At 72.6% G+C, this 13,371-nt stretch carries 14 protein-coding genes; 5 read left to right on the top strand and 9 right to left on the bottom strand.

The window, feature by feature from the left end; translation table 11 throughout:
- Positions 1-27: 27 nt before the first annotated feature.
- Positions 28-519, top strand: a complete 492-nt coding sequence (locus AC5L34_RS05285; RefSeq protein ID WP_494823940.1) for a GNAT family N-acetyltransferase — start codon at positions 28-30, stop codon at positions 517-519.
- Here AC5L34_RS05285 and AC5L34_RS05280 read toward each other — a convergent pair.
- Positions 463-969: a DUF8243 domain-containing protein gene (locus tag AC5L34_RS05280; RefSeq protein ID WP_089002580.1), complete on the bottom strand. Its 507-nt coding sequence runs from the start codon at positions 967-969 to the stop codon at positions 463-465. The two genes, AC5L34_RS05285 and AC5L34_RS05280, sit on opposite strands and share 57 nt — an antisense overlap.
- 122 nt (positions 970-1,091) lie before the next feature.
- On the bottom strand, positions 1,092-1,700 hold the full coding sequence (locus AC5L34_RS05275; protein WP_494823938.1) for a TetR/AcrR family transcriptional regulator: 609 nt from the start codon (positions 1,698-1,700) through the stop codon (positions 1,092-1,094).
- Between the two features lie 119 nt (positions 1,701-1,819).
- Between AC5L34_RS05275 and AC5L34_RS05270 the strand changes: the two genes are divergently transcribed.
- The 4 genes from AC5L34_RS05270 (at position 1,820) to AC5L34_RS05255 (ending at position 5,702) form a co-directional block, all read left to right on the top strand.
- Entirely contained in the window at positions 1,820-2,686 is an 867-nt protein-coding gene (locus AC5L34_RS05270; protein WP_494823936.1) for an SDR family NAD(P)-dependent oxidoreductase, read from the top strand.
- 150 nt (positions 2,687-2,836) lie between these two features.
- Positions 2,837-4,336, top strand: coding sequence for a SulP family inorganic anion transporter (locus AC5L34_RS05265; RefSeq protein ID WP_494823935.1), 1,500 nt, complete (start codon positions 2,837-2,839; stop codon positions 4,334-4,336).
- Between the two features lie 164 nt (positions 4,337-4,500).
- Positions 4,501-4,887 carry a MerR family transcriptional regulator gene (locus tag AC5L34_RS05260; protein WP_494823933.1) on the top strand — a complete coding sequence of 129 codons (387 nt, stop codon included), beginning with the start codon at positions 4,501-4,503 and terminating at the stop codon, positions 4,885-4,887.
- A 146-nt stretch (positions 4,888-5,033) separates the two neighbouring features.
- The gene (locus AC5L34_RS05255) at positions 5,034-5,702 is read left to right on the top strand and encodes a hypothetical protein (RefSeq protein ID WP_441173691.1); all 669 of its coding nucleotides are present in this window, start codon (positions 5,034-5,036) and stop codon (positions 5,700-5,702) included.
- 60 nt (positions 5,703-5,762) lie between these two features.
- Here the strand turns inward: AC5L34_RS05255 and AC5L34_RS05250 are convergent, their stop codons facing one another.
- The 7 genes from AC5L34_RS05250 to AC5L34_RS05220 all read right to left on the bottom strand — a co-directional run bounded on the left by AC5L34_RS05250 (position 5,763) and on the right by AC5L34_RS05220 (position 13,306).
- Positions 5,763-6,689 carry an oxidoreductase gene (locus AC5L34_RS05250; RefSeq protein ID WP_441173690.1) on the bottom strand — a complete coding sequence of 309 codons (927 nt, stop codon included), beginning with the start codon at positions 6,687-6,689 and terminating at the stop codon, positions 5,763-5,765.
- 158 nt (positions 6,690-6,847) lie between these two features.
- Positions 6,848-7,594 (bottom strand): SDR family NAD(P)-dependent oxidoreductase, encoded by a 747-nt coding sequence (locus AC5L34_RS05245; protein ID WP_441173689.1) that lies wholly within the window; start codon positions 7,592-7,594, stop codon positions 6,848-6,850.
- 30 nt (positions 7,595-7,624) lie between these two features.
- Entirely contained in the window at positions 7,625-7,819 is a 195-nt protein-coding gene (locus AC5L34_RS05240; RefSeq protein WP_089003763.1) for a ferredoxin, read from the bottom strand.
- A gap of 17 nt (positions 7,820-7,836) precedes the next feature.
- Positions 7,837-9,078 carry a cytochrome P450 gene (locus AC5L34_RS05235; protein ID WP_357716998.1) on the bottom strand — a complete coding sequence of 414 codons (1,242 nt, stop codon included), beginning with the start codon at positions 9,076-9,078 and terminating at the stop codon, positions 7,837-7,839.
- Positions 9,079-9,223: 145 nt separating this feature from the next.
- On the bottom strand, positions 9,224-10,054 hold the full coding sequence (locus tag AC5L34_RS05230; RefSeq protein ID WP_494824193.1) for an alpha/beta fold hydrolase: 831 nt from the start codon (positions 10,052-10,054) through the stop codon (positions 9,224-9,226).
- Positions 10,055-10,076: 22 nt separating this feature from the next.
- Positions 10,077-11,351, bottom strand: coding sequence for a nucleotide disphospho-sugar-binding domain-containing protein (locus tag AC5L34_RS05225; protein ID WP_494823931.1), 1,275 nt, complete (start codon positions 11,349-11,351; stop codon positions 10,077-10,079).
- 281 nt (positions 11,352-11,632) lie between these two features.
- Positions 11,633-13,306, bottom strand: coding sequence for a (2,3-dihydroxybenzoyl)adenylate synthase (locus AC5L34_RS05220; protein ID WP_494823929.1), 1,674 nt, complete (start codon positions 13,304-13,306; stop codon positions 11,633-11,635).
- Between the last annotated feature and the right edge of the window lie 65 nt (positions 13,307-13,371).

Here is a 13,371-nt window from a genome sequence, read left to right as displayed (position 1 = left end):
GACGGCGCGGCTGGGTAGGGTGGCGCGGTGTCGGATCTCCAGCGGCTCGCCGCCCACCACGCCGCCGCGCTGCTGCGATTCGAGCGCGAGAACCGGCAGTGGTTCGCGCGGTCGGTGCCGGACCGGGACGACGCGTACTTCGCCGACTTCGCCGCGCGGCACGCGGGGCTGCTCGCCGAGCAGGAGACCGGCGGCTGCCACTTCCACGTCCTGGTCGAGCCGGACGGGTCGGTGCTGGGCCGGTTCAACCTGGTCGACGTCGCCGACGGCGGGGCCGAGCTGGGCTACCGGGTGGCCGAGCGGGCCGCCGGGCGCGGGGTGGCGACCGACGGCGTGCGCCGCGTCGTGGCACTGGCCCGCCAGGCGTACGGGCTGCGCCGGCTGACCGCCGAGACCACGCTGGACAACGCGGGCTCGCTGGCGGTGCTCCGGCGTACCGGCTTCACGCCGGTCGGCGAGGTGTCACTCGACGGGCGCCCCGGGCTGCGGTTCGCCCGCGGGCTGACGGCCGACGACTGACGCGCCGGACATCCGCTGCCGCACGGTCTCCAGCGCCTCGAAGGCGTACGCCCAGTTGTGGCACTTGAAGCTGCGCAGCCCCTCGATCGCGGTGCGGCAGTCGGTGCAGCGCACCCCGGCGATCGCGTCCGGCACCTCCGTGTTGACGTACCGGCGGTCGCCCAGGATGACCGTCGCGATCATCATCCGGTCGTGCACGCCCGAGAGGGCGGAGGAGACGATGTCGTACCAGTTCACCCGGCGGCCGCACTTCGGGCAGTCCGGCTGGTCGCCGCTGACCCACAGCGGGGCGCCGATGCTGCGCAGCGGCATGCCGAGCAGCTTCTCGATCCGCCGTACGTCCGACTCCGGGGTCGTCCACCGGTGCCGGCCGGGCAGCGAGGCGGGCGAGTCGTAGACGGCGCGGAACAGGACCGGGTCGACCTCCACGGTCTCGCGCTGACTGGTCATCGGCATGCCTCCTCCACGGTCGGTGCCCGCACCATCGTGGCGGGTGGGGCACGTACGACCGGATCAACGACGACCGGGGGTCCGGTGTTGTGTCCGTCCGGCGGCGCGGGGCCGGCCCAGGTCTACGCCTCGCGGGGACGTAGGCCGCGCAGCGCGGTGTCCACCACCTGGTCGGCGTACCCGTGCGTCAGCGGGCCGGTGCGGTGGAGCCACCGGTTGAGGAGCGGACCGAAGATCAGGTCGACGGCCACGTCGAGGTCGACGTCCTCGGCGAGCTGGCCCGCGCGGCGGGCGGCGCGCAGGCGCTCCTTCTTCAGCTCCCGCATGGGCCCGTCCAGCCGCGTCGCGTAGTCGGCGGCCAGCGCCGGGTCGTGGACGATCTCGGTGTGCAGGGCGCGCATGGGCAGGTCGTAGCGCGGGTCGTGCAGCTCGTCGACGGTGGCCCGCAGGACCAGCTTCAGGTCGGCCGCCAGGTCGCCGGTGTCCGGTAGGGCGCCGCCCTGGCCGTCGTCGGTCGTGAGGGCGAGGAAGGCGTCGAAGAGCAGCGCGCCCTTCGACGGCCACCAGCGGTAGATCGTCTGCTTGCCGACCCCGGCGGCGGCGGCGATGCCCTCGATGCTCAGCTTCGCGTAGCCCACTTCGCCGACGAGGTCGAAGGCGGCGGCGAGGATGGCGCGGCGGGCGGTCTCGCTGCGTCGGCTGGAGTCGGGGGCGACCTTCGGCGTGGGCACGGGGCCCAATCTAGCAAGCGGTGAGACGAGACGGTCCGTCTTGACAGTGCAGGTCCGTCGGGTAGTGTCAGCCCTCTCAGCAAGACGAGACGGTCCGTCTCGCCAAGGAGGAAACAGGCATGGAAGCCTCAGTCACCGCCGTACCGCGCGTCTGGTTCGTCACCGGGGCCAGCCGCGGCCTCGGTCGCGCCTTCACCGAGGCCGCGCTCGCCGCCGGCGACCGGGTCGTCGGCGCGGCCCGGGACGTCTCGCCGCTCGACGACCTCGCCGCCCGGCACCCCGACCGCCTGCTGGCGGCGCGCCTCGACGTCACCGACCGCGCGGCGGTCGTCGACGTCGTCGACCGGGCGGTACGGCACTTCGGCCGCCTCGACGTCGTCGTGAACAACGCCGGAGCGCTCTTCATGGGCATGGTGGAGGAGTCCACCGAGGCCGAGGCCCGCGCCCAACTGGACCTCAACTTCTTCGGCGCGCTCTGGGTCAGCCAGGCCGTCCTGCCGCACCTGCGCGCCCAGGGCGGCGGGCACGTCGTGCAGGTCTCCAGCATCGGCGCGCTCGGCGGTTTCCCCAGCACCGGGCTCTACAGCGCGAGCAAGTTCGCGCTGGAGGGCATGAGCGAGGCGCTGGCCGCCGAGGCCGCCCGCTTCGGCGTCAAGGTCACCATCGTCCAGCCGGGCGGGTACTGGACCGACCTCTACGCCCGCAGCACGACGGCCGCCCCGAACCCCGCGTACGACCCGCTGCGGGAGGAGCTGGCGCGGCAGTGGGCCGAGGGGTCGATCGACAGCGAACCCCGGCTGGCCGCCGAGGCGCTCATGAAGCTCGTCGCCAGCGACGACCCGCCGCTGCGGCTGCTGCTGGGCAGCATGGTGTACGACCTCGCCTTCGATATCTCGAAGCGACGCATGGACGTCTGGGCCGGCTGGGAAGAGGTGAGCCGTGCCGCCGAGCAGGCGGTCCCGGCCCCGGGCGCCGGGCCGACCTGATCTCCGGGGCGCGCCGCCGGGCATGGGAGTACGTGCCGCGCGGTACGTACCGGTGGTGATGATCGCCACGCGGGAGGGAACTCTTCCGTAACGGAAGAGTAGGGTCCGTCGGGTCGCCGCGCCGTACGCCCTCCGAGTGGAAATGGCTGTATGTCCCCTGTGCTGTCCCTGGCCTCCCGCCCGCGCCTGTCCCGCCCGTCCTGGCTGTCCCCGAAGGTGTTCCGCACCGAGGTCCTCGCCGGCCTGGTCGTCGCCCTGGCGTTGATCCCGGAGGCGATCTCCTTCTCGATCCTGGCCGGGGTCGACCCCCGGGTGGGCCTCTTCGCCTCGTTCACGATGGCCGTGACCATCGCGATCTGCGGCGGCCGCCCGGCGATGATCTCCGCCGCCACCGGTGCCATCGCCCTGGTCGTGGCGCCCCTCGCCAGGGAGCACGGCCTCGACCACCTGATCGCCGCGGTGATCCTCGGCGGCGCGATCCAGATCCTGCTGGCCGTGCTCGGGGTGGCGAAGCTGATGCGGTTCATCCCGCGCAGTGTGATGGTCGGCTTCGTCAACGCCCTGGCCATCCTGATCTTCGCCGCCCAGGTGCCGCACCTGCTCGGCGTGCCGTGGCTGGTGTACCCGCTCGTGGCGGTCGCGCTGGCGATCATGGTGGGGCTGCCCCGGCTCACCCGGGCCGTCCCGGCGCCGCTGGTCGCCATCGTGGTGCTGACCGTGGTCACGGCGACGACCCACCTGGCGGTGCCGACGGTGGGCGACGAGGGGGCGCTGCCGGACAGCCTGCCAACGCTCGGCCTGCCGCAGATCCCCTGGACCATGGACACCCTGGCCCTGATCGCCCCGTACGCCCTGGGGATCGCGCTGGTCGGGCTCATGGAGTCGCTGATGACCGCGAAGCTGGTCGACGACATCACCGACACCCCGTCCAGCAAGACCCGGGAGTCGTGGGGACAGGGCGTGGCGAACATCGTCACCGGGTTCTTCGGTGGCATGGGCGGCTGCGCCATGATCGGCCAGACGATGATCAACGTGAAGGCGTCCGGTGCCCGTACGCGGCTGTCGACCTTCCTGGCCGGCGTCCTCCTGCTGATCCTGGTGGTCGCGCTCGGCGACGTGGTCGCGGTGATCCCGATGGCCGCCCTGGTCGCCGTGATGGTCATCGTCGCGGTGTCGACGTTCGACTGGCACTCGGTCGCCCCGGCCACGCTGCGGCGGATGCCGTACGGCGAGACGACCGTCATGGTGACGACCGTCGTCACCACCCTGGCCACCCACAACCTCGCCGTCGGCGTCGTCGTCGGCGTACTCACCGCGATGGTGGTCTTCGCCCGCCGGGTCGCCCACCTGGTGGAGGTCACCAGCGTCCTCGACCCCGACGGGACGACCCGGATCTACTCGGTGCACGGCGAGCTGTTCTTCGCCTCCAGCAACGACCTGGTCGGCCAGTTCGACTACGCCAACGACCCCGACAGCGTGGTCATCGACATGACGCACGCCCACGTCTGGGACGCCTCCTCCGTCGCCGCGCTCGACGCCGTCACCACCAAGTACGCCGCCCGCGGCAAGACCGTGGAGATCGTCGAGCTGAACCGTCCCAGCGCCCACATCCACGGCACCCTCGCCGGCCGGCTCGGCGTCGGCCACTGATGGCCGCCGGCAACCGTACGGCCGGCCCGCAGCCGGTCCGCGGCCCGGCTGCGGAGCCCGTCGGCGATGCGGCTGCGGCCCCCGTCCCCGGCCCGGCTGCTGCCCCCGACCCCGGCCCAGGCGCGGTGGTGGAGCCCGTCGGCGGTGCGCCCGAAGGGCGGCTGATGCAGATCGGTGAGGCCGCCGAGCGGGTGGGGCTGAGCATCCGCACCATCCGGCACTACGAGGACGTCGGCCTGATCGTCCCCTCGGCCCGCAGCGACGGCGGGTTCCGCCTCTACACCGCACCCGACCTCGACCGGCTCGCCGTGGTCAAGCGGATGAAGCCGCTCGGCTTCAGCCTCGACGAGATGCGCGACCTGCTCGCCGTCCTCGACGCCCTCGACACCGCCGAGGGCGCCGACCGGGCGGCGCTGCTCGACCGGCTCGGCATGTTCCACGCCGCCGCCACCGCGCGCGTCGGCGCGCTACGCGACCAGCTCGCCATGGCCGGGGGCTTCGCCGACACGCTGCGCGACCGGCTGCACCAGCACGGCGGCCCGCGTACCTGAACGGACCTCGTCCGGCCCGGGCCGGCTCCCGCGAGCCGGCCCGCTCTCCCCGCTCCGGCCCGCCGTCCCCGCCGTCCCGCTCCACATAGGAGCCTTGTGGCGGGGGCGCACTACGCTCCGGGCGACCTGAAGGAGAGGGAAGATCAATGCGTAGGACCCTGTTGCCCGTCGCGGCTCTCGCCCTGGTGGCGGCGCTGAGCGGTTGCGTCACCATCACCGCACCGGCGGACGACCCGGAGCCGGTGGCCTCCGGACAACCGACGGTCAGCACCGGCGTGGCGGACGACGGGACCGCGGACCCGGCGCCGTCGGCCGCACCGGACACACCCGGAGCGCCCGCCACGCTGCGGGCCCTCACCTGCGAGCAGCTCAAGACCGCCGCACTGGGCAACGGGACCGAGCGGTACAACGGCTACGCCGAACCGATCCCGCTGGTCGACGGCATGTGGTCCGGCGAGGACGGCACCGTCGTCCACATGCAACAGCCCTGCGCCATCGGCGACCTGACCGGCGACGAGGCGGCCGACGCGCTGGTCCCGGTGCTGATGGACGGGGGCGGGACCGGCAAGTTCTGGCAGATCGTCATGTACGGCAACATCGACGGTCGGCCCGTCTACGTCACGATGGTCGACATCGGCGACCGGACGCCCGTCGAGTCCGTCTCGATCAGCTCCCGGCGGGCTACGGTGGTCTACCTGACCCGCCCCGAGGACGCGTCCGCGGCGGAGGTCGCCGTCAGGCGTACGGCCGTCTACCAGCTCAGCGGCAGCCGGCTCGTCGAGGTCAGCCACACGGACACGCCCTACACGCCCTGAGGGCGCGGCCCGGAACGGCACCACCGACGGCCGGGGCCATGCCCCGGCCGTCGGTGCCGCTCAGGCCAACGCGTCGAGGGCGGCCACCTCCGCCTCGGACAGGCGCAGCCCACCGGCGGCCAGGTTCTCCTCGAGATGAGCCACCGAACTGGTACCGGGAATCACCAGGATCGTCGGCGAATGGGCCAACAACCAAGCGATCGAGACCTGGGCCCGGGTCGCCTGGTGCGCGTCGGCGATCCGGTCCAGGACCTTGGCCCGGGCCCGGTCGAGGGTCGGTCCGAAGGGCAGGCCACGCCCGCCGGGGCCGAGCGTGCCCGCCGCGAGCGGGAAGTACGGCACGAAGGCGACGCCGTTCTCCTCGCACAGCCGCAGCACGTCCGCGCTGCCCCGGTCGAGCAGGTTGAACCGGTTCTGCACGGCCACCACCGGGGTCGTGGCCAGTGCCTGGCGAAGTTGCCCGGTGGTGACCCCGCTGAGCCCGAGGGCGCCGATCACCCCCTGCTCGCGCAGCTCGACCAGGGCGGCGACGGACTCGCCGAAGGCGTCCCGACCGGCCGGGAGGAGCCCGTCACCACCCACCCGCAGGTAGACCAGCTCCAGCCGGTCCTTGCCCAGTCGGGCGAGGTTCTGCTCGACCTGCGTACGGAGCTGGTCGGGCGAACCGGCCGGCCGCCAGTCGCCCCGGCCGTCCCGGACGACACCGACCTTGGTGCCGATCACCAGGTCGTCCCGGTACGGGTGCAGGGCCTCGCGGATCAGCTCGTTGGCGACGTGCGGCCCGTAGAAGTCGCTGGTGTCGATGTAGTCGACGCCCAGCTCGACGGCGCGTCGCAGCACCGCCAGCGCGGCGCGTCGGTCCCTCGGCGGTCCCCAGCAGCCCGGCCCGGGGAGCTGCATGACCCCGAACCCCAGGCGGTTGACGTCCAGCTCGCTTCCCAACCGCAGCCGACCGGGGGCCTCCGTGGGCCTGTTCGTCAGAGTCACAGTGGCTCCTCAACGCTGTCTCTCCATGTCCGATGGACATCATCCACCACCCATGGTGACCCTTCGGGGACCTTCGGCGACCGGGTGCCGCCGTGGGCGCCGTCGGGTCTCCCGGCGGTCGGTGCCGGCCCGTCGGGCGGGCCGGCACCGCCGCACGGTCAGAGACGTACCAGTCCGCCGTCGGCCATGATCGTCTGGCCGGTGACGAACGCGGAGTCGTCGCCGGCCAGGAAGAGCACGGTGCCCACGACGTCCTCGGCCTCGCCGGGACGCTTGATCGCCTGGAGCCCGCTGACGTGCTGGAGGGCGCCGTCGCCGATGACGCTCTCCGCCAGGCCCGGCGTCCGGGACAGGGTGGGACCGACCGCGTTGACGGTGATGCCGAACGAGGCGACGTCGCTGGCCAGCGCCCGGGTGAAGCCGATGGACCCCATCTTGCTGGCGATGTAGTGGGTGAAGCCCGGCAGGGCGAGCCCGACCGAGTTCGAGGTGATGTTGATGATCCGGCCCCACCGGGCCTCGCACATGTGGTCCAGGACGGCCTTGGTCATCAGGAACTGCGAGTCGAGGTTGACCGCCATCACCCGACGCCACGCGTCGTAGTCCAGCTTGAAGACGTTCTTCGCCGGATAGATGCCGGCGTTGTTGACCAGGATGTCGCACCGGCCCATCCGCTCGGTGACCTGCTGGCCGATCCGGCGTACGTCGTCGGGGTCCGACACGTCGCCGATGAGGCCGACGGCCTTGCGGCCCTCGGCCTCGATCATGCCGACGGTCTCGACCGGATCGACGATGTCGACGGCGACCACGTCCGCGCCCCGGTGGGCCAGGGCCCGGCAGATCGCCTGCCCGATGCCCCGGCCGGCACCGCTGACCACGGCGACTCTTCCCTCGAAGCCTGTCATCACACCCTCGTTCAGCCTGTGGGACAGGCGCTAGTCGTCGGTCAGGGTCAGTGCCCCGGACGGGCACAGGTCCACGGCGGTGCGGGACTTCGCCGCCAGTTCGCCCTCGGGCAGCGTCCGCCGGAGCACGACCCGCCCGTCGTCGCCCTGGTCGAAGAGTTCCGGGGTCGACAGGGCGCACTGCCCGGCCCCGACGCACAGTTCACGGTCCACGACGAGCCGCATCTCCTGCTGCCTCCCGGTCACCACGTCACCGGCACCCGGTCGACGCCGTAGATGTTGGAGTCCCTCTTGAACGGCAGTTCGTCCACGTCGACGGCCAGCCGTAGCCCGGGGATGCGGGTGAAGAGCGTCCGGAACACGATCTCCAGTTCGGCCCGGGCCAGGTTCTGGCCGATGCACTGGTGGATGCCGTACCCGAACGCCATGTGGTTGCGGGCGCCCCGGCGGACGTTGAGCATGCCGGGGTCGGGGAAGGTCGTCTCGTCCCAGTTGGCCGAGGCGAACGACAGCAGCAGCCCCTCCCCGGCGGCGATGGTCACCCCGCCGACCTCGATGTCGGCGGTGGCCACCCGGGGGAGGGCGTCGACGACGCTGAAGTACCGCAGCAGTTCCTCCACCGCCAGCCCCATCGCCGACGGGTCGGCGGTGACCTCGGCCAGCTGGTCGGGGTTCGCCAGCAGGCCGGCCACCCCGAGGGAGATCATGCTGGCGGTGGTCTCGAAGCCCGCGACCAGCAGCAGCATGGCCAGGCCGACCAGCATGTCGTGGTCGAACAGCGGCGTCTCGCGGTTCTGGAGGATCAGGCGGCCGAGCAGGTCGTCGGTGGGCTCGGCCTCCTTCGCGCTGACCAGCCGGTTGACGTAGTCACGCAGTTCGCTGCTGGTGTCCTGGCGCTCCTGGGCGGAGACGTTGCGGCGCAGTTGCGCGTTGGCGCTGCGCTCGATCAGTTCCCGGTCGGCGTACGGCATGCCGAGCAGCGTGCAGATGGCGGTGGACGGTACGGGCAGGGACAGCGCCGTCACGATGTCCGCCGGCTTCGGCCCGGCGAGCATCTCGTCGACGCACCGGTCCACGGTGTGCTGGATGTGCGGCCGCATCTCCTGCGCCCGGCGGAGGGTGAACTCCCGGATCAGCATCCGCCGCTGCGGCCCGTGCTCCGGCTGGTCGAGCCCGATCAGCGAGCGCCCGACGGCGGCGATGTTGCGCCGGGTCTGCGGGGTCACCGACTCGGTCAGCGGCATGTTCGGGTGATGACGGTTCGAGCTGATCCGGGGGTCGACCAGCAGCCGCCGGACGTCGGCGTACCGGGTGATCAGCCAGGCGAGCTGGCCGTCCGGCACCCGGACGAGGCTGACCGGCTCCTTGGCGCGGAGCTCCACGTACTCCTCGGGCGGATCGAACGGGCAGGTGCGGGTCATCGGGAAGTCAGGCGCGTCGACGGTGGACGCCGTGGCCCCGGCGCCCGGTGTGTCGATGGTCATGATCGTCTCTTTCTGTGGCCGTGGTTCAACGCGGAACGGCGAGGGCCGGGGGCCGCTCGCCGGGCGGTGGCTGTCGGTGGGTGCGACCGGCACGCCGGTCGGCGGCGGAGGACGAGACACCCCCGCCGCCGACCGGTCGTACGGGCTAGCCCGGGTGCGCGGCCAGGTGTTCGAGCAGGACGGTGGACAGGCGCTCCGGGGCCTCCTCCGGGATCCAGTGCGACACGCCCTCGAACGTCTCGAACCGGTAGGGAGCCGACACCCAGTCGCCCGTGCCCTTCGCCGCCGCCGGCCCCACGCCGGCGTCGGCGGTGCTCCACACGTACAGCGTGGGCACGGTGACGGTGCCGGCCTCAACCTCCTCGGGACGGGTCGCCCGGTACCAGTTGAGCATCGCCGTCGCCGCCCCGGGCGCGGCGATCCGCGCCACGTACTCCTCCAGCTTCTCGGCCGGCACCGCCCGCGCCAGCATCTGACGGACGCCGGCGGCGTCGTTCGCGAGCAGCATCTGCTCGCCCTGACCGGGTTGACGGAACATCGCCAGGTACGCCGAACGGCGCTGCTGATCCTCGTCGTCGCGCAGCGCGTCGCCGAACGGGCGGGGATGCGGGACCGACACCGCGGTCAGCGTCCGCAGCCGATCCGGGTGCCGGTCGGCCAGCGCCCAGGCCACCGCGGCTCCCCAGTCGTGCCCGACCAGGTCGAACCGCGCCCAGCCGAGGCCGTCGGCGATCCGCAGCACGTCGGCGACGAGTTCGTCCATCCGGTAGGCGTCGCTCTCGTCCGGCCGCACCCCGGGCGAGTAGCCGCGCTGGTCCGGGGCGACGGCGCGGTGACCGGCGTCGGCCAGGGCGGCGAGCTGGTGGTCCCACTCCCGGGCGCCCTGCGGAAATCCGTGCAGCAGCAGCACCGGCCGCCCGTCCCCGGGCCCGGCGGCGAGCGCGTCGAAGGTGCCCACCGTCGTCGGGATCCGCAGTTGTTCCGTCACAACACTCACCTCAACTGGTCGTCGGGCCGGCCCCGTACTCCCTGGTCAGCTTCTCCAGGACGGGAATGATGTCGTTCGGCGTCGGTACGCCGGTGATCTCCCTGCGCAGCCGCTCCGAGTTCTCCCGGAACGACGGGTCCTTCAGGACCAGGGCCAGGTCCTCGGCGAGGGCCTCCTTGGTGAGGTGGTCCGCGTCGGCCACGAAGCGGCCCGCGCCCTGCTGTTGCAGCCCGTTGGCGTGGGCGACCGGACCCCACCACTGGAAACCCCAGTGGGTGCCGGGAATGATCAGCTGTGGCACGGCGCAGTCGAGCGCGGTGGAGAAGGTGCCCGCGCCGCCGTGGTGCACCACCGCCGAGCAGGTGGGCAGCAGCACGCTCAGCGGGACGAAGTCGACCACCCGGACGTTGCTGGGGAGCCGGTCCACGGTGGCGAGCTGCTTCGCGTTGAACGTGGCGATCACCTCGGCGTCGATGCCGCTGACGGCGTCCAGCAGATCGGAGGTGGGCGCCTCGGTCCCACGGCCGTTGCGGTGCGACTCGCCGAGGGTCAGGCAGACGCGGGGTCGCTCCTGCGGCTGGCGCAACCAGTCGGGGATCCGGGCGGGCGGGTTGAAGGGGATGGGCCGGATCGGCACGAAGTGTGGCCCCTCCGGCCGCCACTGCCAGGGCGGCATCGGGTCGATGCTCCACTGGCCGACCGCGACGTCCTCGTCGAAGCGTGAGCCGTACCCCTCCAGCACGGGCGCCAGCCAGTCGCGCAGCGGGTCGCCCTCGCCGCGGGTGGCCTGCCGGAGCTGCGTGATCGCGTCCGGGCCCATCATGATCCGGGCCTGGGCGACCCCGCACACCTTCGCGGCGACGGGTGCCGCGTAGACCATGGAGTCCCAGAGCACCAGGTCCGGCTGCCAGGCCCGGATCAGGTCGACCAGGTCGGCGATCATCGCCTCGGTGGAGAAGAGCGCGAACCCCCACGACGCCCGGGACAGCTTCTCCAGCGCCCCGTCGCGGCTCAGGTCCTGCTGGAGCGGCATCTCCTGACGCTCGCCGGGGGCCATCACGATGGGCTGGGCCTCGTCGGCCCGCCGCCCCGGATAGAAGTCGGGCATCGCCGTACGGACCTGGCCGACCTCGGTCGGAACGAAGCCGGCGGCCATGATGGCGTCGGCGATCTCGGGTTGGCTCGCGATGCGGACCTCGTGCCCGGCTGTCCGTAGCGCCCAGGCCAACGGCGCCATGATGTGCAGGTGTGCCCTGTTGGCGTGCGGTACGAACAGGACCTTCATCCGGTCTCCTTGACTATGGTGTCCAACCGTCGACAGGCGTGGCCTCGGGTGCGTGGCGCCGACGCGAGGGGGCGGCACCCGGCCGGCGGGATCGCCGCCCGGTCGGCGACGTCGCGCCGTCCCATGATCTCGGTCAACCGCTGAGCGCACATCTCCTCGAATGCCTTTCTCGGAGCGGCTTTGGCCCGCTTACCTGCGGAAGTTGGACGACTACAGTAGGTGATCGGTCGAATCGCACTTTAGGAGTTGACAGCCGGACGGGGGCAGCCGGGGCGCCCGGCTCAGCCGGCGGCGAGCCGCCGGGCGATGTCGGCGCGGAGCGCCTTCTTGTTGATCTTCCCGACGGGGGTGACCGGCAGCTCGTCGACGACCTCCAACCGCTCCGGAAGCTTGAAGTGGGCGACACCGGCGCGCTCCATCAGGGCACGTACGTCCCCGAGCGACACCTGCCGGCCCGGCTGCGGCGCGACGTACAGGCAGACCCGCTCGCCCAGCTCGGCGTCGGGCATGGCCACCGCCGCGGCCAGCCGTACGCCGTCGAGCTGGTACGCGAAGTTCTCCACCTCCTCGGCCGAGATCTTCTCGCCGCCACGGTTGATGAGGTCCTTGTCCCGGCCCTCGACGACCAGGTTGCCGTCCGGACGCAGGCGGACGATGTCGCCCGTGCGATACCAGCCGTCGGGGCTGTACGCCAGGGCGGTCAGCTCCGGCGTGCGGTAGTAGCCGCGAGGCGTGTACGGGCCCCGGGTCAGCAGCACCCCCGGCTCGCCCGGCGGCACCGGGGCGCCGTCCTCGTCCACCAGCACGAGTTCGTCGGCGGGGCAGATCGGGCGGCCCTGGGTGTGCCAGATGACCTCCGGCGGGTCGTCCGGGCGGGTCATGCAGAGCAGCCCCTCGGCCATGCCGTACACCTGTTGCAGGCGGCAGCCGAGGGTCGGCGTGATCCGGACGGCGACGCTGTCCGCGAGCCGGGACCCGGCGGCCTGTAGCAGCCGCAGCGACCCGAGGTCGTGGCTGACGTCCTCCTCCCGGTACTCCAACCACCGCTGCACGGCCGCCGGCACCAGCGAGGTGAACGTCACCCGCTCCTGCTCGATCGTCTCGAAGGCCCGCTTCGGCGCCGGGGAGGGGAGGATGACGACCCGGCCTCCCACGAGGAGCGTGCCGAGGATGCCCGGCCCCGCCATCGGGTAGCCGTGAGCGAGCGGCAGGACGGCGAGGCACACCGTGCTCCGGTCCAGACCGCAGATCTCGGCGGCCCGGCCCGCCATGTACGCGTAGTCGTTGTGGGTCCTGGCGATGAGCTTGGGAATCCCCGTGGTGCCGCCCGAGAGCAGGAACAGGGCGACCGCCGTGCCGTCCGGGGCGGTGCCGTCGAGCTCCCGGCGCGCTCGCGCCACGTCGTCGGCGGGCCGGCACAACCGAGCCAGGTCGACGCTGTCGGGACGCAGGTGGGTGCCGCTCACGAGCACGTGCCGCAGGGTGTCCGACCCGGCGGCCACCTCGTGCGCCAACTCCTGGTGGTCGAAGCCCTTGACCTCGTCCGCCACCACGATCGCCCGGGCCCCGGTGAGTTCGGCCATGGCGGTGAGCTCCCGCCGGCGGTGCGCCGGCAGGGCCATCACCGGAAGGGCGCCGAGCCGGAAGCAGGCCACCATCAGGACCACGAACTCCCAGCAGTTCGGCAGCTGCACGATGATCCGGTCGTCGGCGCCGATGCCGAGGGCGCGCAGCCGGGTCGCGGCCCCGTCCGCCCGTGCCGTCAGGTCCCCGAAGGTCAGCCGCGTCGCGCCGTCGACCAGGCAGACCGCCTCGGGGTCGGCGTCCGCGGCGGCGTAGAGGTGGGCGCCCAGCGGGCGGCCCGACCAGAAGCCGTCCGCGACGTAGCGGGCCGCCACGTCCTCCGGCCAGGGGACGACGTCCGCGCGGGTCGGCCGGATCGGGTGCGTAGACATCTCGTCCTCCTGCGGCGTAAGGGATCCGCGCGGTCGGCGGGGTGCGTGCCGGTCGACGCGCCGAA

Source organism: Micromonospora sp. ZG13 (assembly GCF_059359355.1).
Note: the sequence above shows the minus strand (reverse complement) of the source record. Positions and strands in the feature narration are given on the sequence as shown.